Source organism: Caballeronia sp. A2-2 (assembly GCF_057612605.2).
Window position 1 is genome coordinate 402236 of record NZ_CM172588.1, and the last position, 19334, is coordinate 421569.

Consider the following 19334-nt stretch of genomic DNA (forward strand, 5'->3'; position numbering starts at 1 on the left):
GACATCCGAATAAACGTGGTTCTGAAAACCGTGCACGCCCCACACGTGCACGGCGGGTAGTGTCTTAACCGAAGACAAGGAACGCGCATGACCATGAAAGCGAAAGAAGCCATCGCGGGCGGCCGTGCATCGCAGGAACAACTTGCATGCGAATTCTCGGATGTCGCGCCTTTGCTCGATGCCACCGCCGCAGCAGCGGCCGCGAGCCGTTGCCACTATTGCTACGACGCGCCCTGCGTGCAGGCATGCCCGACGCAGATCGATATACCAAGCTTCATTCGCAAGATCGGCAATGGCAACTTGAAAGGCGCGGCAGTGGATATTCTTTCGGCCAATCCGCTGGGCGGCATGTGTGCGCGCGTGTGCCCGACGGAGATTCTGTGCGAAGGCGCATGCGTGCGGAATCATCAGGATGACGAACCTGTAAAGATAGGCGCATTGCAACGCCATGCAACCGATTGGGCGATGGCCAAAGGCGAGCCCATGTTCAAACGCGCGCCGGAAACGGGCCGGCGCATTGCGATTATCGGTGCGGGGCCGGCGGGACTTGCCTGCGCGTATCGGCTGGCATTGGCGGGACATCATGCCGTGATTTTCGATGCGCGCGCCAAGGCGGGCGGTCTCAACGAATACGGCATCGCAGCTTATAAAACCGTTGAGGATTTCGCGCAGCGCGAGATCGAATGGCTGGTTTCGATTGGTGGCATCGAGATAAAAACGGACATGGCGCTCGGCCGCGACTTCACGCTCGACGATTTGCGCAAGCAATACGACGCGGTGTTCCTTGCGTTCGGACTTGCAGGCGTGCGGGAACTCGCGTTAGAAGGCGAATTGCTTGCAGGCGTGATGAATGCGGTCGATTTCATCGAGCAAGTGCGTCAGGCCGATGACCTCGCGCGCGTGCCGGTCGGACGTCGCGTGGTGGTGATTGGCGGCGGCAATACCGCGGTCGATGCAGCGGTGCAGAGCCGCAAACTCGGCGCGGCGTCAGTGACGATGGCCTATCGACGCGGCGTGGATAACATGAGCGCGACGTGGGCCGAGCGCGAATTCGCGCAGCACAACGGCGTGAGCATCGTCACGCATGCGAAGCCCGTGCGGCTGATCGGCGTGGAAGGCCAAGTAACAGGCGTCGAATTCGAACGTGAAGGCGAACGCTTCACGATCGATGCGGACATGGTGCTCAAGGCAATCGGCCAGACGCTCGTGCAGAATGGTCTGGATGCCGAATTATTGACGCTCGATGGCGGACGCATCGTCACCGATGAAAACCGTCAGACCACGCTCGCGAAGGTGTGGGCGGGCGGCGATTGCGCGACGCATGAAGGACTCGATCTCACCGTGCAGGCCGTGCAGGATGGCAAGCTCGCGGCGGCGTCGATCGATGCATCGTTCGCGCTGACTGCGATCAAAGCCGCCTGATCCCATACAAGGAGCCGAAAAAACATGGCCGATCTTACTTGCACCATTGCTGGCATCACATCGCCGAATCCGTTCTGGCTTGCGTCCGCGCCGCCGACCGACAAGGCCTATAACGTCAATCGCGCATTCGAGGCGGGTTGGGGCGGCGTCGTATGGAAAACGCTCGGACTCGACCCGCATGTGGTGAATGTCAGTTCGCGTTACGGTGCCGTTCAATGGAACGGGCAACGCATGGCAGGACTAAATAATATCGAGCTCATTACAGACCGTCCGCTCGATGTGAACCTGCGCGAAATTGAGCAGGTCAAGCGTGATTGGCCGGACCGCGCGCTTATCGTTTCATTGATGGTGCCGTGCAACGAGCGCGACTGGAAATGGATTCTCACGCAGGTGGAAGACACCGGCGCCGATGCGGTCGAACTGAATTTCGGTTGCCCGCACGGCATGAGCGAACGCGGCATGGGCGCGGCGGTCGGGCAGGTGCCTGAGTATGTCGAGATGGTCACGCGCTGGGTCAAGGAAGGCACGAAGCTGCCGTGTCTCGTGAAGCTGACGCCGAACATCAGCGACATTCGCACGGGTTCGCGCGCGGCATTCAAGGGCGGCGCGGATGGCGTGTCGCTCATCAACACGATCAACTCGATCGTCGCGGTCGATCTGGATGCCATGGCGCCAATGCCAACCGTCGATGGCAAGGGCACGCATGGCGGCTATTGCGGCCCGGCCGTCAAGCCGATCGCGCTGAACATGGTCGCGGAAATCGCGCGCGATCCGGAAACGCCGAACCTGCCTATCTCGGGCATCGGCGGTATTTCTTCATGGCGCGATGCCGCCGAATTCATGGTGCTCGGCGCGGGCAGCGTGCAGGTTTGCACGGCGGCGATGCACTATGGCTTTCGCATCGTCTCTGATCTGACCGATGGCCTTTCGAACTGGATGGACGAAAAAGGTTACGCCACGCTCGACGACATTCGCGGTCGCGCGGTGCCCAATGTCACGGACTGGAAGTACCTCAACATGCAGTACGACATCAAGGCGCGCATCGATCAGGACAAGTGCATTCAGTGCGGCCTGTGTCATATCGCATGCGAGGACACGTCGCATCAGGCGATCTTGAAAGAGAAGGACGGCAAGCGTCATTTCGAAGTAGTGGATGCGGAATGCGTCGGCTGCAATCTCTGCATGCATGTGTGTCCGGTGGAGCAGTGCATCACCATGGAACGGGTGGATGCGGGTGAATACTCGAACTGGACCACGCATCCGAACAATCCTGCGCGGGTCGGTGCGGAAGAACCGGCCAAGGCCGCCTGAACCTTAGGATAACGTCATTTTTTACGGGAGCGCATCCGATGAAGCAAGCCGTGCATGACGTGAAGGCGAGCAGTCTATACAACGACGATCTTGCGCCGACCGGTCCCGCGCAGCGCACGTGGAAGTGGTATCACTTCGCGGCGCTGTGGGTCGGCATGGTGATGAACATTGCGTCGTACATGCTCGCGGCGGGTTTGACGGAGCAGGGCATGTCGCCGTGGCAGGCGGTGGCGACCGTGTTGCTCGGCAATGTGATCGTGCTCGCGCCGATGCTGCTGATCGGTCATGCCGGCGCGAAGCACGGCATTCCGTATGCGGTGCTGGTGCGTTCGTCGTTCGGCACGCAGGGCGCGAAGTTGCCGGCGTTGTTGCGCGCGATCGTCGCGTGTGGATGGTATGGGATTCAGACGTGGCTCGGCGGCAGTGCCATCTATACGTTGTTGAATATTCTTACTGGCAATGCATTGCATGGTGCGGCGTTGCCGATGCTCGATATTTCTATCGGTCAGCTCGCGTGTTTTCTTGTGTTCTGGGCACTGCAAATCTATTTCATCTTGCATGGCACGGATTCCATTCGCTGGCTCGAAAGCTGGTCTGCGCCGATTAAAGTCGTCATGTGTATTGCGCTTGTCTGGTGGGCGACGACTAAAGCAGGCGGCATTGGCTCGATGCTTTCCGCGCCTTCGCAATTCGTGGCCGGTGGCAAGAAAGAAGGTCTGTTTTGGGCGACGTTTTGGCCCGGCCTCACGGCGATGGTCGGATTCTGGGCGACGCTTGCGCTCAATATTCCCGACTTCACGCGGTTTGCGCGGTCGCAGCGCGATCAGATCATCGGGCAATCGATTGGCTTGCCTGCGCCGATGGCTTTGTTGTCGGTGATTTCTGTTGTTGTGACATCGGCTACCGTGGTGATTTATGGCAAGGCTATCTGGGACCCGATCGATCTCACTAGCCGCATGACGGGGATTGGAGTTGGGGTTGCCCTCGTGATTCTCACGCTCGATACGATGTGCTGTAACCTTGCTGCTAATCTTGTTGGTCCTGCTTACGATTTTTCCAGCCTGTGGCCGAAGGGGATTTCTTATCGCGCGGGCGGGATGATTACGGCTACTATCGCCATTGTCATGATGCCGTGGAAGATTCTGGCTACCACTCAGGGGTATATTTTTACCTGGCTCGTGGGGTATTCGGCGTTGCTCGGGCCTGTTGCCGGGATCATGATGGTGGATTACTTTTTTATTCGCGGGACGCGGATCGATCAGCGGGAACTCTTTGATGAGAACGGGGAGTATTCGTATAGCGGGGGGTGGAATTTGGCGGCTGTTGTGGCGCTTGTGTTAGGCGTGGCACCTAATTTGCCGGGGTTTTTGCATACGGCGTTTCCGGGTTCGTTTTCTGGCGTGCCTGCGGTGTTTAATGTGATCTATACGTATGCTTGGTTTGTGGGCTTGTTTATCGCTGCTGTGGTTTATGGGGCTTGGATGAAGGTTTTTAGAGGCGTTCGTGGAGGAGTGGTTGGGGTTTGAGGGTTTTTTGGTGGTTCTGCTGCTGTTGGTTGTGTTGTTTATGCAGTAGCCGCCTCCCCGGCGGGGGGGTAACTTTCTTTGCTGCTGCAAAGAAAGTCACCAAAGAAAGCAGCTTTTTACCCCATGCTCGATGGCTGGAGAGGGTGGTCTGGATTAACGATTGCGGTGGCCGCGTTAGGATGTCCTACGCATAACAAGCCGCTTAGGCACCCTACGATCAAATGCTCGAAGCCTCAACTCTTAGTGGACCGCATTCATTGTTTCGGCCATGCGCTGCGCGCGCTGAGAGAGTAAGAGAAGAACCCCGCAGCATGCGAGCGCCCAGCCTCAACAGACGGCATCGCATCCACGCTATCGGGCCCTAAGTTGACGGGAGCTTCCATGAAAGTGCTGGCGAACGTAGGGCCGAATAGCAATAGTGTGGGGAGGTTTGAGGTGGCTGGACACTAGTAGGCTGCGGGGTTCCGTTTCTCTACTCTCGGCGCGCGTAGCGCGTGGCCGAAGGAATGAATGCGGTCCACTAACGCTGAAGAATTCGAGTGCGAAATCGCGAGGTTGCCCATGCGCTTTGCTAAACGAAAGAAGTTCTATTGCGGCCACTGTATGGTTAATTCAGGCCACCCTTTCCAGCCAGCGTGCGGAGGGGTAAAAGCTGCTTTCTTTGGTGACTTTCTTTGCAGCAGCAAAGAAAGTTACCCCCCCGCCGGGGAGGCGGCTACTGAATAAACAGCACAACCAACAGAAGCGCCTTCACCGCAATCAAACGAGACACGAAGCAAAAGGAGAGAACCTCAAATGCCAACCCTGATCCGCGGCGGCACCATCATCGCCCCTGACCGCACCTACCGGGCCGACATCCTATGCGCCGACCCGGAATCCGGCGGCACGATACTGGAAATCGCCGAAAACATCCAACCGCCAGCAAACACAAAAACAATCGACGCAGGAAACCAATACGTCATGCCCGGCGGCATCGACCCTCACACGCATATGGAACTGCCCTTCATGGGCACCACCGCCAGCGACGATTTCTACACAGGCACAGCAGCGGGCCTATCGGGTGGAACCACAAGCATCATAGATTTCGTGATCCCAAGCCCAAAACAACCGCTCATGGAAGCGTTCAAGGAATGGCGCGGCTGGGCCGAGAAAGCGTCATCGGATTACGGCTTCCACGTAGCCGTGACATGGTGGGACGAAAGCGTCCATCGCGACATGGGCCTGCTCGTGCATGAACACGGCGTATCGAGCTTCAAGCACTTCATGGCCTACAAAAACGCGATCATGGCCGACGACGAAGTGCTGGTGAACAGCTTCACCCGTTCGCTGGAACTAGGCGCATTACCCACCGTCCACGCAGAAAACGGCGAACTCGTATTCCAGTTGCAAAAGCAATTGCTGAAGAAAGGCTTCAGAGGCCCGGAAGCGCATCCGTTATCACGCCCGCCGGAAGTGGAAGGAGAAGCCGCCAACCGCGCGATCCGCATCGCGCAAGTGCTCGGCGTGCCGATCTACATCGTGCATGTATCCGCGAAAGATGCCGTCGATGTCATCGCCCGCGCGCGCAACGAAGGCCAACGGGTATTCGGCGAAGTGCTGCCGGGCCATCTCGTGATCGATGAATCCGTCTATAGCGACCCGGACTGGACACGCGCCGCCGCGCATGTGATGAGCCCGCCGTTCAGAACTAGTGAGCATCGCGAAGCATTATGGCGCGGGCTGCAATCGGGCCAGCTTCACACGACGGCGACGGACCATTGCGTGTTCTGTGCATCGCAGAAAGCCATGGGGCGCGAGGATTTCACAAGGATTCCAAACGGATGCGGCGGCGTGGAAGATCGCATGAGCGTGCTGTGGCATCACGGCGTCAACATGGGACGGCTCACGCCGAACGAATTCGTGCGCGTGACTTCGACCAACGCGGCGCAGATTTTCAATCTCTATCCGCGCAAGGGCGATGTGCTGGTCGGCTCGGATGCCGACCTCGTGGTGTGGGACCCGAACGCGACGCGCACGATCTCCGTGAAGACGCATCATCAGAAAGTGGATTTCAACGTGTTCGAAGGCATGACCGTGCAAGGCGTCGCCACTCACACGCTCACGCGCGGCGCGCTGGCATGGACCGATGGCGATCTGCGGGCCGTGCGCGGTGCCGGGCAATACCTCAAGCGTCCGCCGAATGCGTCGTACTTCGAAGCGGCGCGCGTGGTCAACAAGTTGAAAGAACCGCATCCGGTTCCGCGCGAGGGGGATGCACAACCGAATGCAGCATGAATCTTTAAGCCCCACCTGGTGGGGCATTTCTGACGCGTTCACGCGTCTGCAAGCATAATCCGGCACGCTAACTCTTTTTGCGTCCCCGGATCATTGCCGATGCGATTCATCACTCACGTCCACGCTTTTGCCTTCACCGCCGCGCTGCTGCTCGGCGCTCCTTCCGCCGATGCCGCGAATCCCAACGCGCTTTGGGAAATCGTCCACGACTATTGCGAGCCTGCTGCCGAAGGTGCGCATGTCACGCAGAAATGCGCGGACGTGAACCTCGCGGGCGGTTACGCGGTGCTCAAGGATCTCGTCGGCGTCGCGCAATATTTGTTGATTCCGACGGCACGTGTGAGCGGCATCGAAAGTCCTTTATTGCTGGAACCGAACGCGCCCAATTATTGGCGCGATGCGTGGCAGGCTCGCGTTTATGTCGATGACAAACTCAAGCGCACGTTGCCGCGCGATCAAGTCTCCCTCGCCATCAATTCGATGAGCGGACGCACGCAGAACCAGTTGCATATTCATATCGACTGTCTCGCGCAGGATGTCGTGCGGACGCTGCGTGAAGTGGGACCGACGATCGGCACGCAATGGGCGCCGCTGCCGGTGCGTCTGCGCGGTCATCTTTACAGCGCGATGCGGATCGACGACGCCGACCTCGATCAAACCGATCCGTTTGCACTGCTCGCACCGTATGCGGCACAACGCGGTGAGCCGATGGGCGATCAGACGTTGTTGCTCGTCGGCGCTGTACGCAGCGACGGCGCGCCCGCGTTCTATCTGCTCAACGATCACGTTCAGCCGGGTGACTGGGCATCGGCCGAAGAATTGCAGGATCACACATGTGCATCGTCCGAACGGTCTATAGAAAAACCGTGACGCTTGCTGAAGAATAAAGTGCGGCGAATCGTTCGGAGTTCGGATCAATCGTCGATCTAAATTCAGAACTTTCGCACCTTGTTACTTCTTCTAGGTGTGAGCACAATCAATGTATATCGACATTACGTTTGATCCGGTGAAGGACGCGATGAATCGCATTCAGCACGGCTTTCCTCTCGATCTTGCGCGTGAGATCGAATGGGAACGCGTCATGTGCCGGGTGGACGAGCGTCGTGAGTATGGAGAGGTTCGCGAAGTGGGTTTTTTGCCGTTTCCGGATCGCATTTTCTGCGTGGTCTTCACGCAAAGAGTCGAGTCGTTGCGCATCATCAGCCTGCGCCGCGCCAACAGCAGAGAGGAATCGCACTATGAACGCAGTATCAAGCAAACGCGGAACGAACACGCCGGAGGAGGAAGCATTGATCCAGCGGGGGATCGACATGGACCCGGACACTTACGTCCTTTCCGAAGAAGAGTTCAGGCAGTTGAGGCCGTTTGTGTTGCGTGTGGGTAAGGCGGCGATGGGTGAGGGCGAGGCGGAAGGGCGTTGAAATTCCGCTGCGTGAGCCGAATTCGCAATTCGACTCACGCATGCCGAATCCAACTGTCAATCAAACCCCTGAAACACCGCATCATCCGGCCCAACGGAAGCCGGCGATTTCCAAGTCGCATCGCGCATAGAATGACGCACCTGATTTTCCACGCCCAGCAACATCGCAAAGATCGCCATGCGCACCGCAATACCATTGTCCGTCTGCCGGAAAATCGCGAGCCGCGAATCGTGATTCAGGTCGGTCGCAAGATCGTTCGCACCGGGCCGGCTGTCGCGCGGCAGCGGATGCATGATGAGCGTATCGCGTCCGCACACGGCATCGACCAGTGCCTGATTGATCTGGAAGTCCGGCGTATAGCCTTCGATGGATTCATCCGCGAAACGCTCTTTCTGAATGCGCGTGGCATAGACGACATCCGCGCCCGCCAGGCCCGTATGCAGATCGCTGGTCTGTTCGATCACATGCCCACCTTGCGCGATCCGATCGATGATATGCGCCGGCATTTCGAGCGAACCTGGCGACACCAGCGTGAACTTCAAGCCTTTATACAGCGACAGCAGCTTGGCCAGCGAATGCACCGTGCGCCCGTATTTCAAATCACCGACCATCGCGATATGCGCGCCGTCCACGATCTTCCCGAGCCGCGAGAATTCACGCTGAATCGTATAGAGATCGAGTAGCGCCTGACTCGGATGCTCGCCGGGACCATCGCCCGCGTTGATGACGGGAATGTTCGTCGCGCGCGCGAATTCCGCGACCGAGCCTTGCTCAGGATGCCGCACGACAATCGCGTCCGCGTAACCGCTGATCACGCGGCTCGTGTCGTAGATGGATTCGCCCTTCGCCATCGACGAGAACGTAAAGCCGGTCGTGTCGCACACAGAGCCGCCCAACCGGCAAAACGCCGAACCGAAGCTCACGCGTGTGCGCGTGCTCGCTTCGAAGAACAGATTCGCGAGCACCGCGCCTTCCAGCACGCGCGTGATTTTGCGGCGGCGCGCGATGGGTTGCATCATGTCCGCCACGCGAAAGAGCGCCTCGGCCGAATCGCGCGAAAACTGGTCGATGGAAACGAGTTGCGGACGGCCTTCGTAGGAAATCTCGGTCTGTACGCTCTGCGTAGCGCTGTCCGCGTTCGGCGTGCCGTTGAGAATCTCGCCGACATAGCGACCTGCGATTTCCGGCATCGCGCGGGATTCGGGGGATTCGTCCGGCAGCAGCCACGTATCAAGCGCCCGCCGCGTCACGCCGATACGCGCGGCGAATGCATCGCGCGTCATGTTCAGACGACGCATCGCGTCGCGCAGCATTGCTTGTTGCTGATTGACCATTTTTCGCTCCTGTGTACGCGGAGCGTATATTAGGTCACTCGCCGATCAGATGCAAGACCAGTTCGCGCCGATGCTCCGCCCGCCGATGCTCGAACACGTAAATGCCTTGCCACGTGCCCAGCACCATGCGCCCGGCCTCGACCGGAATGGAAAGCTGAACCGTGGTGAGCGCGGTGCGCAGATGCGCGGGCATGTCGTCCGGGCCTTCGGCATCGTGGATATACCGCCCCGGCGCTTCCGGCGCGACCGTTTCGAAGTAGCGTTCGAGGTCCGCGCGCACATCGGGATCGGCGTTTTCCTGAATCAGGAGCGAGGCCGACGTATGCCGGCAAAACAGCGTGAGCAGTCCGGTTCGAATGCCCTGAAGATCGATCCAGCGATCGATTTCGCGCGTGACTTCATGCAGGCCGCGCGAACCGGTCGCGACCGTCAGATGGTGGAGTGCCTGTTTCATTGTGGTCTCGATACAAAGCGCGTGCGCGTGCCGACAGTGTATCGGCAAGACAGCGCGAGGATCGCTGCACTATGCTGCTCGCATGTGTCCGCGACGAGGCATGTCCGATGAAAGCCGACCGTTTGCTTGCGTCCATCCTGATCCTCTTTGCGTTTAGTGCGCCGCCCGCCCGCGCCGATGACACCGCCCGCACGAACCGCGGCAACGATCCTTTCCTGCACGTCTCGAACGCCATCGCCGATTGTCCCGCGCCGCCCGGCCCCGTCCAAACCGAAAAGGAATGGCTCGACGACGCCCACTACCGCATCGAGCGCGGCAATAGCTGCTGGATCGCGGGGCGCTGCCGTCTGTCGAACAGTTACGACTACGACCACGAGATCGCGGAATCGGTGACGCGTCGCCTCAACTCGCTCAACGCGTCGCTGCAATGGCGCGAGAAAACATCGCTCTGGCTCACGCTGCAACGGCGCTTCGTCTATATCGATGGCTGCGTCTCGCGCGATTTCGACCGCGCCCATTTCGTGTCCGCGCTCGGCGAAACCGCCGATGTCGAACGCGTGATCGATCGGACGACGGTGCACAAGTGAGAATTGGCATAAGCTAGAAGCGAGACCCCAAGCGATGCCCGCAGGCTTCGCCATGACAACGATCCTTGCCGACTGGCTAAAGCATCTTTTCCGCTGCGTGTTTTTGATAAGCGCGCTCGGCGTGCTTGTGCCGTGTGCGCACGCCGCCGATGCACCCGTCGTCGTGATTCCCTTGAACGGCGCGATCGGCCCCGCCAGCGCCGACTTCGTGATTCGCTCCCTCGCGCGCGCCGCCGACGAACACGCGCAACTCGTCATACTCGAACTCGACACGCCCGGCGGCCTCGACCTGTCGATGCGCAAGATCATCCAGTCGATCCTTGCCTCGCCCGTGCCGGTGGCGTCGTTCATCGCGCCGTCGGGTGCGCGGGCGGCGAGCGCGGGCACTTACATCATGTATGCGAGCCACATCGCGGCGATGGCGCCCGGCACCAACTTAGGCGCGGCGACGCCGGTTCAAATCGGCATGGGCGGCAGCGCGGACCGTGCGGCGTCTCAGGCAGGCGCGCAATCGGCGGAAACGCGCAAGCAGATTCAGGACGCATCGGCGTATATCCGCGGTCTGGCGCAATTGCGTTCGCGCAACGCGCAATGGGCCGAACGCGCGGTGCGGGAAGCCGTCGCGCTGTCGGCGAGCGAAGCGCTCGAACAAAAGGTGATCGATCTGACGGCGCGCGATTTGCCCGATCTCCTGACCAAGCTCGACGGACGCCACATCACCACGGCAAGCGGCGAAAAAGTGCTGACGACCGCCAACGCACCCGTCATCGCCGTGCAACCCGACTGGCGCGCGCGCTTTCTCGCCGCCATCACCGACCCGAGCGTCGCGCTCATTCTGATGATGATCGGCGTCTACGGTTTGTTCTTCGAATTCGCCAATCCCGGCTTCGTGCTGCCGGGCGTCGCGGGCGCGATTTGCCTGCTCATCGGCTTGTTCGCGCTGCAATTGCTGCCAGTGAATCTCGTCGGACTCGGCCTGATCGTGCTCGGACTGGGCTTCCTTATTGCGGAGCTTTATCTGCCGACGTTCGGCACGCTCGGTATCGGCGGGTTGATCGCGTTCGCCATCGGCGCGCTGGTGCTGATCGATACGGACGCACCCGGCTTCGGCATTCCGGTCGGCGTGATCGCGGGGCTTGCGCTTGTCACGGCGTTGTTCGTCTTCACCGTGTGGAGTCTCGCGCTGAAGGCGCGGCGGCGGCCCATCGTGAGCGGCGGCGAAGCGTTGCCCGGCACCATCGGCGTGATGCTCGACGGCGACTGGGCGCAGGTTCACGGCGAGCGCTGGCGTGTGCAAACCGCATCGAGCGATGCACTTCCCGCGCAAGGCGCACGTGTGCGCGTCACGGCGCGGCACGGACTCACGTTGACGATCGAGCCGTTGCCCGCCGTCATCGAACATTGAAACAAACTCAAAGAGGCACGTACATGGGGCTTACTTTTGGATTTACCGGCGTGGTTCTGGCGCTCATCGTCATTCTGCTGCTGTCGGCGGTGCGCGTTTTTCGGGAGTACGAACGCGGCGTTGTGTTCATGCTTGGGCGCTTCTGGAAGGTGAAAGGGCCGGGGCTGGTGTTGATCGTGCCGGCCGTGCAGCAGGTCGTGCGCATGGACCTGCGTACCGTGGTGTTCGACGTGCCGCCGCAGGACGTCATCACGCGCGACAACGTCTCGGTGAAAGTGAATGCGGTGGTGTACTTTCGCGTCGTCGATCCCGAGAAAGCGGTGATTCAGGTCGCGCGCTTTCTGGAAGCGACGAGCCAGCTTGCGCAGACCACGCTACGCGCGATTCTCGGCAAACACGAACTCGACGAACTGCTGTCCGAGCGCGAACGTCTGAACGCCGACATCCAGCGCGTCCTCGATGCACAAACGGATGCGTGGGGCATCAAGGTATCGAACGTGGAAATCAAGGACGTGGACATCAACGAGACGATGATCCGCGCGATTGCCCGTCAGGCCGAAGCCGAGCGCGAGCGTCGCGCGAAGATCATTCATGCGGAAGGCGAATTGCAGGCATCGGAAAAGCTGTTGCAGGCGGCGCAGATGCTGGCGCAGGCACCGCAAGCCATGCAGTTGCGCTACCTGCAAACGCTCACGACGATCGCAGGCGACAAGAACTCGACCATTGTCTTTCCGATGCCGATCGATCTCATCAGCGCAGTGATCGACCGGCTCGGAAAAAGCGGACCTTAAACGAGGGCAGGAAAATCCACCGTCGTATCGTTCACGCGATTGAACAGGTTCGTGAAGTGGATGACGCTCATCGCGAATAATGTTTCGACGACCTGAGTATCCGTATAACCCGCTTCACGCACGGCGTTCAGCACTTGCGCGTCCACCGTGCCGCTCGTTCCCGCGACCGTGCGCACGAAGCGCACGAGTGCATCGCGCTTGTCGTTGCCGGTGGCTTCGCCCGCGCGAATCTGTTGCGTTTCCACTTGCGTCAGGCCCACCATTTTGGCGACCGCCGTATGCGCGGCGGCACAGTAATCACAACCGGCGAGTTCGCTGACAGCAAGTTTGATGGCTTCGATATCGCGCTTTTCCAGGCTGCTTTTCGCGAGCAGGCCGTCGCCCGCAAGTGCTGCGCCGAGAACGGCCGGGCTATGCGTGCCAACGCTTGCATACGCATTCGGCACACGGCCCATTGCCTTCTTGATCGCGCCGAACAATTCGGCTTGCTTGCCGGTGGCTTCGTTGACATTGATCTGGGAGAGACGTGACATGATCGACTCCTTGAGTTCATTGAGGTTGACTGCTTGCCGTGTGCATTGCTGCGTGGCGTGAATGAACTTTAGGTCTGCACGCGCTCTGAGTGAATGCGCGCGCGGCTCGTAAAACCGCGCGATCGTCTCATTCGCTGTAGAGTGTCGATCCATGGACTATCTGACGAACCTGCGCGTCTTCTGCACGGTGGTGGAAGCCAAGAGCTTCGCGCGTGCCGCCGATATTCTGGGGCTCTCGCCGCCGGTGGTTTCGCGCGCCATCGCGGCACTCGAACAACGGCTCGGCAGCCGCCTGTTCAACCGCACGACGCGGCAGATTTCGCTCACCGAGACCGCCGAGCGTTTCTTCACCGACTGCTCGCGTTTGCTCGACGAACTCCAGGCGATGGAAGAACGCGCCGCCAATCGCGCAAGCGAAGCCACCGGGCTTTTGCGGCTGGTCGCCCACACGACAGTGATGATGAATCGCTACGCGCCGCTGGTCGCCGATTTCCGGCGCGCGCATCCGCAAGTGCGGCTCGATGTGACGCTGACCGAGCGGCCCGTCGATCTGGTGGGCGAAGGTTACGATCTCGCCATCGTGCTGCCTTTCATGCTGACGACGGACACGGTCGTCACGCGTCAGCTCGAAGTCATTCCTCAGGCCCTGGTCGCGAGTCCTGTGTATCTGGAAAAGCATGCCGCGCCGCGTCATCCGTCCGAACTGACGGATCATGCGTTCGTGGCGTTTTCATCGTCGATTCGCAAGCCTGCGCTGACGTTTCGCATCGGCGGAGAAGAGCTTGTCGTGCCGCTTGCCTACGATATTTCCTCGAACAGCGCCGTCTTCAACCGCGAGATGGTGATGGAAGGCTTCGGCATCGGCGTGCTGCCAAGTGCGCTGATCGAGCGCGAAGTGGAGGTGGGCTCGCTGGTTTTGCTGCTGACCGCGTACGAACTGATCGGTGCGACGACGGATATTCGCATCGCGTACAGTTCGCGGGCGCTGCTGCCGGCCAAGGTGCGCGCGTTCGTCGAACATGCCGTGCGCTTCTGTGCCGAGCGTCCCTATGTGCGCGCCGAGGCTCCTTCATTGGCCGCGTCGCGGGACTGAAACGCGCGCCGCACGAATCCTCCCGCCATTCTTGCCGCCATTGCATTTATCTCGTGCCCTGCGCGCGCCTTGACTTGGTGCATATGCACATCTAGCCTTTCGGATTAGACGAGGCAGCGAAAGTTGCCCTTTTTCTCATACGAACGGTGCATATGCACTTCACAATCAAATGACGACGCCCACCACCAATCTCCCTTCGTCCGCGCCTGCGCTGGCGCGGCCCGCACGCCGGATTCCCTGGATGCTGCTCGCGCTCGGTCTCGTCGTGATCGTGCTGATCGCGGCGGCGACTTACTGGGCGCTCGTGCTGCGCTTCATCCAGACGACCGACGATGCCTACGTCGGCGGCGATGTCACCGTGCTCGCGCCGAAAGTGAACGGCTTCGTCACCGACATCTTCGTGCAGGACAACCAGCGCGTGAGCGCCGGACAAGTGCTCGTGCGTCTCGATGCACGCGATTACGACGCCCGTCTCGCGCAGGCCAGCGCCGAAGTATCGAGCGCACGCGCGGCCGTCGAAGAACTGCGCGCCCGCGATGCGTTGCAGGCCGCCGTCATCAATCAGGGGCAGGCGGATGTGCACGCATCGTCGGCGGAACTCACGCGCAGCGCGCAGGACCGCGTGCGTTACCGCGAACTCGTCAAGGACGATGCCGTGTCGAACCAACTCGTCGAACGCGCGGATGCGGACTACAGCAAGGCGCAGGCGTCGGTGGACAAGAGCGGCGCGTCGCTGCTCGCGGCCAAGCGCCAACTCACGGTGATCGAAGCGCAGATCGCGGACGCAGAAGCGCGCGTCGCGACCGCCGAAGCCGCGCGCCGCGTCGCCGAACTCAACGTGGAGTACACGACGATCCGTTCGCCGGTGGATGGCTATGTCGGCAATCGCACGGCGCGGGTGGGCGTGCTGGCGAACGTCGGCACGTCGCTGCTGACGATCGTTCCCGCCACCGGCCTTTGGGTCGATGCCAACTTCAAGGAAGATCAACTCAAGAAGATGCACGCCGGCGATGAAGCCGATGTCGAACTGGATGCTTCCAACATTCCCTTCACCGGCCACGTGGAAAGCCTTGCTCCTGCGACCGGCGCGACCTTCAGCGTTCTGCCCGCCGAAAACGCCACCGGCAACTTCACGAAGATCGTGCAGCGCGTGCCGGTGCGCATCCGGCTCGACGTGCCGAAGGGCGCAGAAAGCGTGCTGCGTCCCGGCCTTTCCGCGACGGTGAAAGTGCATCTCACCAAAACGAACGGCTAAGGCGCACGGTCATGAACCCAACCGTTCTCGCCAATCCCGCCGACGCGCCGGTCAAGGAACGCGCCTTCGCGTTCGCGCTGATGTGCCTCGGCTTTTTCATGGCGACGCTGGATATTCAGATCGTCGCATCGTCGCTGAAGGATATCGGCGGCGGGTTGTCCGCGAGTCAGGACGAATTGTCGTGGGTGCAGACTTCGTATCTCATCGCGGAAATCCTCGTCATTCCGATGTCCGGCTGGCTCTCCAAAGTGTTCTCCACGCGCTGGCTGTTCGCGGCGTCGGCAGTTGGCTTCACGGTCACGAGCATGCTGTGCGGCCTTGCGTGGGACATCAATTCGATGATCCTCTTTCGCGGACTGCAAGGCGCGCTCGGCGCGGCGATGATTCCCACTGTCTTCACGACCGCGTTCGTGCTGTTTCCCGGCAAACAGCGGTTGATTGCATCGACGACCATCGGCGCGTTGGCGTCGCTCGCGCCGGCCATCGGACCGGTCATCGGCGGATGGATCACGGATCAATGGTCGTGGCACTGGTTGTTCTATCTGAACCTCGTGCCGGGTCTGTTCGTCGCGGTGATGGTGCCGAAGTACGTACATATCGACAAGCCCGATCTCTCGCTGCTCAAGAAGGGCGATTACTTGGGAATGCTACTGATGTCGGGCTTTCTCGGCTGTCTGGAATACGTGCTCGAAGAAGGTCCGCGCAAGAACTGGTTCGGCGATGGCGTGATCGTCGCATGCACGTGGATTTCGGCGATATGCGGCTTTTTGTTCATCGTGCATGCGTTGACGGCGAAAGATCCGGTGGTGGATTTGCGCGCGTTGGCCGTGCGTAATTTCGGCATCGGCAGTTTGCTGTCGTTTGTGATCGGCATCGGGATTTTTACTTCGGTGTTTTTGACGCCTGTGTTTTTGGGCCGCGTGCGAGGCTTCGATTCTTTGCAGATCGGTATCGCGTTGCTGTCGGTGGGTTGTTTTCAATTAGCGTCGATTGGCGTTTATGGCTTTGCGTCGCGCTTCATCGACATGCGCGTGCTGCTCGTGTTCGGGCTCGTTTGTTTCGGGCTGGGCTGTTACTTCTACACGCCGCTGACGAACGAATGGGGCTGGCAGCAATTCCTCTTGCCGCAAGCGTTGCGCGGCATCGGTCAGCAATTCGCCGTGCCGCCCATCGTGACGATGGCGCTCGGATCGCTGCCGCAATCGCGGCTCAAATCGGCGAGCGGTTTGTTCAATCTCATGCGCAATCTCGGCGGTGCGATTGGCATTGCCGTGAGTGCGACGATGTTGAACGACAGGCTGAACTTGCATTACCTGCGGCTTGCTGAAAGCGTGACGATCGGGCGGCCTGCTATCGAAGGCATGCTCGCGCGCAGTTCCGCGCATCTTGCGGCGGTCGCGGGCGATGCGCTCGATGCATCGCAGGCGGGGCTGGCATCGCTCAATGCGCTGGTGATGCGCGAGGCGCTCGTGCTGACTTTCGCCGATTGTTTCTACGCGCTTGCGCTGTGTTTTGTCGTGGGGATCATCAGCGTGTTGTTTGCAAGGCCGATTGGCAGCGCGCCGCCCTCGTCGGAAGCACATTGAGTTTATCGAGTGAACCGATCATGAAGAACATTTACTTCGCCATACTGACGACGTTCGCACTGGCCGCCTGTGCAGTGCAGCCCGCGACACATGCCGATCTGCCCGACACGGTGCACACCACCGCGCCCGCTGGCTGGAGCGTGGACGTGCCCAACGCCGACGCCAATCCCGCCGCATGGTGGACGCAGTTCAACGATCCCGCGATGCACGAACTCGTCGCCTCCGTGCTGGACAGCAATCTCGACCTGCAAGCCGCCGTCGAACGCGTGAAGCAGGCGCAAGCGTTGACCACGCAACGCCGCGCCGCGCTGCTCCCGCAACTCGATGCAAACGCGGGCGCATCCGACACGCGTTCGAACACGCCGCCGCCGTTGGGCTATGTGCGTCAGGCGGGCTTCGGTCTTGCATTGAGTTGGACGCCCGACGTGTTCGGCGGCGAGCGCCTCGAATTGCTGGCATCGCAGGCGCAGCTTGTCGGGCGCGAGCATGCAGCGGATCAACTCAGGCTCGCGCTGGCAGCGGATACGGCATCGGCGTATGTGGATTTGCGCTGGGCGCAGGCGGAACGCAAAATTCTTCAGGACAACCTGACGATTCGCGAACGCGCGTTGAAGCTCACGCAACGCCGCTTGCAATACGGTCTGTCCACGCAACTCGATGTCTCGCGCGCACAGAATCAGTTGAGCGATCTTCAGGCGCGTGTTCCGCGCACGGAAGCGACCATTCAGCATCAGTTGAGTCTGATCGCGGTGTATTCGGGCCGCACGCCGGAATCCATCGACAAACTGATGCTCGCCGATGCCGGTCCTGCGCCTGTCATTCCCGTTCCGGCTGAAGGCGCGCCGCATATGTTGCCATCGGATGCGTTGTTGCATCGGCCGGACGTGCTCGTGGCTTATGCGCAGGTTCAGCAGCGCGCCGCGGAAGTGGGTGTCGCGCGGGCCGAACGTTATCCGAAGTTTTCGCTCAACCTCACGGACGGCTTGCTCGCTTCGTCGTATCTCGGCTTGCCGACGCTGACGGACAATCTGTTTTCTGCCGCTTTGAATGCGACCAGCCCGATCTTCAACGCGGGCCGCATCACGGCGGAAATCGAGCAGAACGAGAGCAGAATGCGGGAGTCCGAATTGAATCTGCATCAGACCATGCTTCAGGCATTGAAGGATGTCGAAGACACGCGCAGCGATCTTGTCAGCACGACCGATCAGACCGCGCGTCTGACCGATGCGCTCGCCGCATCCGGCAAATCGCTCACGCTCTCGACGCAGCTTTACAAGGGCGGCGCGGCCAGTTTTCTCGACGTGCTCGACGCTCAGGAAGCCTATCTTCGCGATGCCGATGCCCTCAACCAGTCGCGCCGCGAACACGCGCTCGCGGCGGTGGCGTTGTACCGGTCGCTCGGCGGCGGCTGGAGCGTGACGAACGACGATAGTCCCATTCAGACCGCGATGGCCCAGAGCAAGGAGACGAAATGAGTTTGATCGAAGAAACCGCAGCCGGTCTCGATGGCCTCGCGCAATTGCGCAAGCTAATCGCATCGGGGCGCAGGCCAGGCATTCTCGTGTCGTTGGATTTCGATTTCATCGAAGTGGAGGCGGGTCGCGCTGTGTTCGCGGGTGTGCCGGGGGATCATGCGTATAACCCGATCGGCACCGTGCATGGCGGTTATGCGGCTACGTTGCTCGATTCTGCATGCGGATGCTCGGTGCATTCGTGTCTTACGGCTACGCAGGCTTATACGACGCTGGAATTGAAGGTGGCCTATCACAAGGCTGTGACGCGCGATGCGGGATTGCTGCGTGCGGAAGGGCGTGTGCTTTCGATTGGGCGGCGCGCGGCGTTTGCGGAAGCTACGTTGAGGGATGCTAGTGGGAGGTTGTTTGCTTCGGCGAGTTCTACGTTGTTGGTGATGGAGAGGTGATTAGGTTTTTTAGTCTGTCGGAGTTCGTTGGGGGCTTTTTAGTATGTCGTGCAAGGGGCTTCTCTTGTTTGGGCTTTTATTGCAGTAGCCGCCTCCCCGGCGGGGGGGTAACTTTCTTTGCTGCTGCAAAGAAAGTCACCAAAGAAAGCAGCTTTTACCCCATGCACGATGGCTGGAAAGTGTTGGTCTGGATTAACGATACAGTGGCCGCAATAGGACTTTCCGCGCGTAACGAGCCGCTTAGGCAACCTCGCGATTTCGCGCTCAAATCTTCTTGGTTCTGTGGTCCGCGCTCATGCTTTCGGCCATGCGCTTCGCGCGCCGAGAACTTTAGAACGGAATCCCGCAGCCTATTAGCGCCCAGCCACATCACACCACCCCGCAAGATTGCTATTCGGTCCTACCTTGGTTAGTGCTCCGA

16 protein-coding genes and 1 pseudogene are annotated in these 19334 nt (G+C 60.3%); 14 read left to right on the forward strand and 3 right to left on the reverse strand.

What is annotated here, in order from left to right:
- Positions 1 to 87: 87 nt before the first annotated feature.
- The 6 genes and pseudogenes from ACZCWR_RS18065 to ACZCWR_RS18090 all read left to right on the forward strand — a co-directional run.
- On the forward strand, positions 88 to 1422 hold the full coding sequence (locus ACZCWR_RS18065; protein ID WP_487304355.1) for an NAD(P)-dependent oxidoreductase: 1335 nt from the start codon (positions 88 to 90) through the stop codon (positions 1420 to 1422).
- A 24-nt stretch (positions 1423 to 1446) separates the two neighbouring features.
- Positions 1447 to 2733, forward strand: coding sequence for an NAD-dependent dihydropyrimidine dehydrogenase subunit PreA (gene preA / locus ACZCWR_RS18070; protein ID WP_487304356.1), 1287 nt, complete (start codon positions 1447 to 1449; stop codon positions 2731 to 2733).
- A gap of 38 nt (positions 2734 to 2771) precedes the next feature.
- A complete protein-coding gene (locus tag ACZCWR_RS18075; RefSeq protein ID WP_487304357.1) occupies positions 2772 to 4259 on the forward strand; it encodes an NCS1 family nucleobase:cation symporter-1 in 1488 nt (495 codons plus the stop codon).
- A 795-nt stretch (positions 4260 to 5054) separates the two neighbouring features.
- Complete coding sequence (gene hydA, locus ACZCWR_RS18080) at positions 5055 to 6533, forward strand: dihydropyrimidinase (protein WP_487304358.1); 1479 nt, start codon at positions 5055 to 5057, stop codon at positions 6531 to 6533.
- A 99-nt stretch (positions 6534 to 6632) separates the two neighbouring features.
- A complete protein-coding gene (locus ACZCWR_RS18085; RefSeq protein WP_487304359.1) occupies positions 6633 to 7403 on the forward strand; it encodes a CDP-diacylglycerol diphosphatase in 771 nt (256 codons plus the stop codon).
- Between the two features lie 148 nt (positions 7404 to 7551).
- Positions 7552 to 7701: pseudogene (locus tag ACZCWR_RS18090) on the forward strand (BrnT family toxin); the annotation flags it as partial.
- Between the two features lie 309 nt (positions 7702 to 8010).
- Here ACZCWR_RS18090 and ACZCWR_RS18095 read toward each other — a convergent pair.
- Together ACZCWR_RS18095 and ACZCWR_RS18100 are read right to left on the reverse strand one after the other, a co-directional pair.
- A complete protein-coding gene (locus tag ACZCWR_RS18095; protein WP_487304360.1) occupies positions 8011 to 9288 on the reverse strand; it encodes an aspartate carbamoyltransferase in 1278 nt (425 codons plus the stop codon).
- Positions 9289 to 9322: 34 nt separating this feature from the next.
- Positions 9323 to 9742, reverse strand: a complete 420-nt coding sequence (locus ACZCWR_RS18100) for a secondary thiamine-phosphate synthase enzyme YjbQ (RefSeq protein ID WP_487304361.1) — start codon at positions 9740 to 9742, stop codon at positions 9323 to 9325.
- Between the two features lie 107 nt (positions 9743 to 9849).
- On the opposite strand from ACZCWR_RS18100, the gene ACZCWR_RS18105 reads away from it, so the two are divergent.
- Genes ACZCWR_RS18105 through ACZCWR_RS18115 form a run of 3 tightly spaced genes read left to right on the forward strand, consistent with a single transcriptional unit; the run spans position 9850 to position 12525 of the window.
- Entirely contained in the window at positions 9850 to 10329 is a 480-nt protein-coding gene (locus ACZCWR_RS18105; protein ID WP_487304362.1) for a BON domain-containing protein, read from the forward strand.
- 52 nt (positions 10330 to 10381) lie between these two features.
- Entirely contained in the window at positions 10382 to 11734 is a 1353-nt protein-coding gene (locus ACZCWR_RS18110) for an NfeD family protein (RefSeq protein ID WP_487304363.1), read from the forward strand.
- Positions 11735 to 11757: 23 nt separating this feature from the next.
- Positions 11758 to 12525, forward strand: a complete 768-nt coding sequence (locus tag ACZCWR_RS18115) for a slipin family protein (RefSeq protein WP_487304364.1) — start codon at positions 11758 to 11760, stop codon at positions 12523 to 12525.
- Here ACZCWR_RS18115 and ACZCWR_RS18120 read toward each other — a convergent pair.
- Entirely contained in the window at positions 12522 to 13058 is a 537-nt protein-coding gene (locus ACZCWR_RS18120; RefSeq protein WP_487304365.1) for a carboxymuconolactone decarboxylase family protein, read from the reverse strand. The two genes, ACZCWR_RS18115 and ACZCWR_RS18120, sit on opposite strands and share 4 nt — an antisense overlap.
- A 151-nt stretch (positions 13059 to 13209) precedes the next feature.
- Between ACZCWR_RS18120 and ACZCWR_RS18125 the strand changes: the two genes are divergently transcribed.
- The 5 genes from ACZCWR_RS18125 (at position 13210) to ACZCWR_RS18145 (ending at position 18913) form a co-directional block, all read left to right on the forward strand.
- On the forward strand, positions 13210 to 14151 hold the full coding sequence (locus ACZCWR_RS18125; RefSeq protein ID WP_487304366.1) for a LysR substrate-binding domain-containing protein: 942 nt from the start codon (positions 13210 to 13212) through the stop codon (positions 14149 to 14151).
- A 169-nt stretch (positions 14152 to 14320) separates the two neighbouring features.
- Positions 14321 to 15406 (forward strand): HlyD family secretion protein, encoded by a 1086-nt coding sequence (locus ACZCWR_RS18130; RefSeq protein ID WP_487304367.1) that lies wholly within the window; start codon positions 14321 to 14323, stop codon positions 15404 to 15406.
- 11 nt (positions 15407 to 15417) lie between these two features.
- Positions 15418 to 16992: a DHA2 family efflux MFS transporter permease subunit gene (locus tag ACZCWR_RS18135; protein ID WP_487304368.1), complete on the forward strand. Its 1575-nt coding sequence runs from the start codon at positions 15418 to 15420 to the stop codon at positions 16990 to 16992.
- A gap of 20 nt (positions 16993 to 17012) precedes the next feature.
- Positions 17013 to 18467, forward strand: a complete 1455-nt coding sequence (locus tag ACZCWR_RS18140; RefSeq protein WP_487304369.1) for an efflux transporter outer membrane subunit — start codon at positions 17013 to 17015, stop codon at positions 18465 to 18467.
- Positions 18464 to 18913, forward strand: coding sequence for a PaaI family thioesterase (locus ACZCWR_RS18145; RefSeq protein ID WP_487304370.1), 450 nt, complete (start codon positions 18464 to 18466; stop codon positions 18911 to 18913). Before ACZCWR_RS18140 ends, ACZCWR_RS18145 begins: the two co-directional genes overlap by 4 nt.
- The last annotated feature ends 421 nt before the right edge of the window (positions 18914 to 19334 follow it).

What these genes read in the sequence shown, in the direction of transcription:
- ACZCWR_RS18095 (WP_487304360.1), bottom strand. Translation starts at nt 9,288, where the DNA reads ATGGTCAATCAGCAACAAGCAATGCTGCGCGACGCGATGCGTCGTCTG.
- ACZCWR_RS18110 (WP_487304363.1), top strand. Translation starts at nt 10,382, where the DNA reads ATGACAACGATCCTTGCCGACTGGCTAAAGCATCTTTTCCGCTGCGTG.
- ACZCWR_RS18125 (WP_487304366.1), top strand. Translation starts at nt 13,210, where the DNA reads ATGGACTATCTGACGAACCTGCGCGTCTTCTGCACGGTGGTGGAAGCC.
- hydA (WP_487304358.1), top strand. Translation starts at nt 5,055, where the DNA reads ATGCCAACCCTGATCCGCGGCGGCACCATCATCGCCCCTGACCGCACC.
- preA (WP_487304356.1), top strand. Translation starts at nt 1,447, where the DNA reads ATGGCCGATCTTACTTGCACCATTGCTGGCATCACATCGCCGAATCCG.
- ACZCWR_RS18085 (WP_487304359.1), top strand. Translation starts at nt 6,633, where the DNA reads ATGCGATTCATCACTCACGTCCACGCTTTTGCCTTCACCGCCGCGCTG.
- ACZCWR_RS18105 (WP_487304362.1), top strand. Translation starts at nt 9,850, where the DNA reads ATGAAAGCCGACCGTTTGCTTGCGTCCATCCTGATCCTCTTTGCGTTT.
- ACZCWR_RS18130 (WP_487304367.1), top strand. Translation starts at nt 14,321, where the DNA reads ATGACGACGCCCACCACCAATCTCCCTTCGTCCGCGCCTGCGCTGGCG.
- ACZCWR_RS18120 (WP_487304365.1), bottom strand. Translation starts at nt 13,058, where the DNA reads ATGTCACGTCTCTCCCAGATCAATGTCAACGAAGCCACCGGCAAGCAA.
- ACZCWR_RS18075 (WP_487304357.1), top strand. Translation starts at nt 2,772, where the DNA reads ATGAAGCAAGCCGTGCATGACGTGAAGGCGAGCAGTCTATACAACGAC.
- ACZCWR_RS18065 (WP_487304355.1), top strand. Translation starts at nt 88, where the DNA reads ATGACCATGAAAGCGAAAGAAGCCATCGCGGGCGGCCGTGCATCGCAG.
- ACZCWR_RS18145 (WP_487304370.1), top strand. Translation starts at nt 18,464, where the DNA reads ATGAGTTTGATCGAAGAAACCGCAGCCGGTCTCGATGGCCTCGCGCAA.
- ACZCWR_RS18115 (WP_487304364.1), top strand. Translation starts at nt 11,758, where the DNA reads ATGGGGCTTACTTTTGGATTTACCGGCGTGGTTCTGGCGCTCATCGTC.
- ACZCWR_RS18100 (WP_487304361.1), bottom strand. Translation starts at nt 9,742, where the DNA reads ATGAAACAGGCACTCCACCATCTGACGGTCGCGACCGGTTCGCGCGGC.
- ACZCWR_RS18135 (WP_487304368.1), top strand. Translation starts at nt 15,418, where the DNA reads ATGAACCCAACCGTTCTCGCCAATCCCGCCGACGCGCCGGTCAAGGAA.
- ACZCWR_RS18140 (WP_487304369.1), top strand. Translation starts at nt 17,013, where the DNA reads ATGAAGAACATTTACTTCGCCATACTGACGACGTTCGCACTGGCCGCC.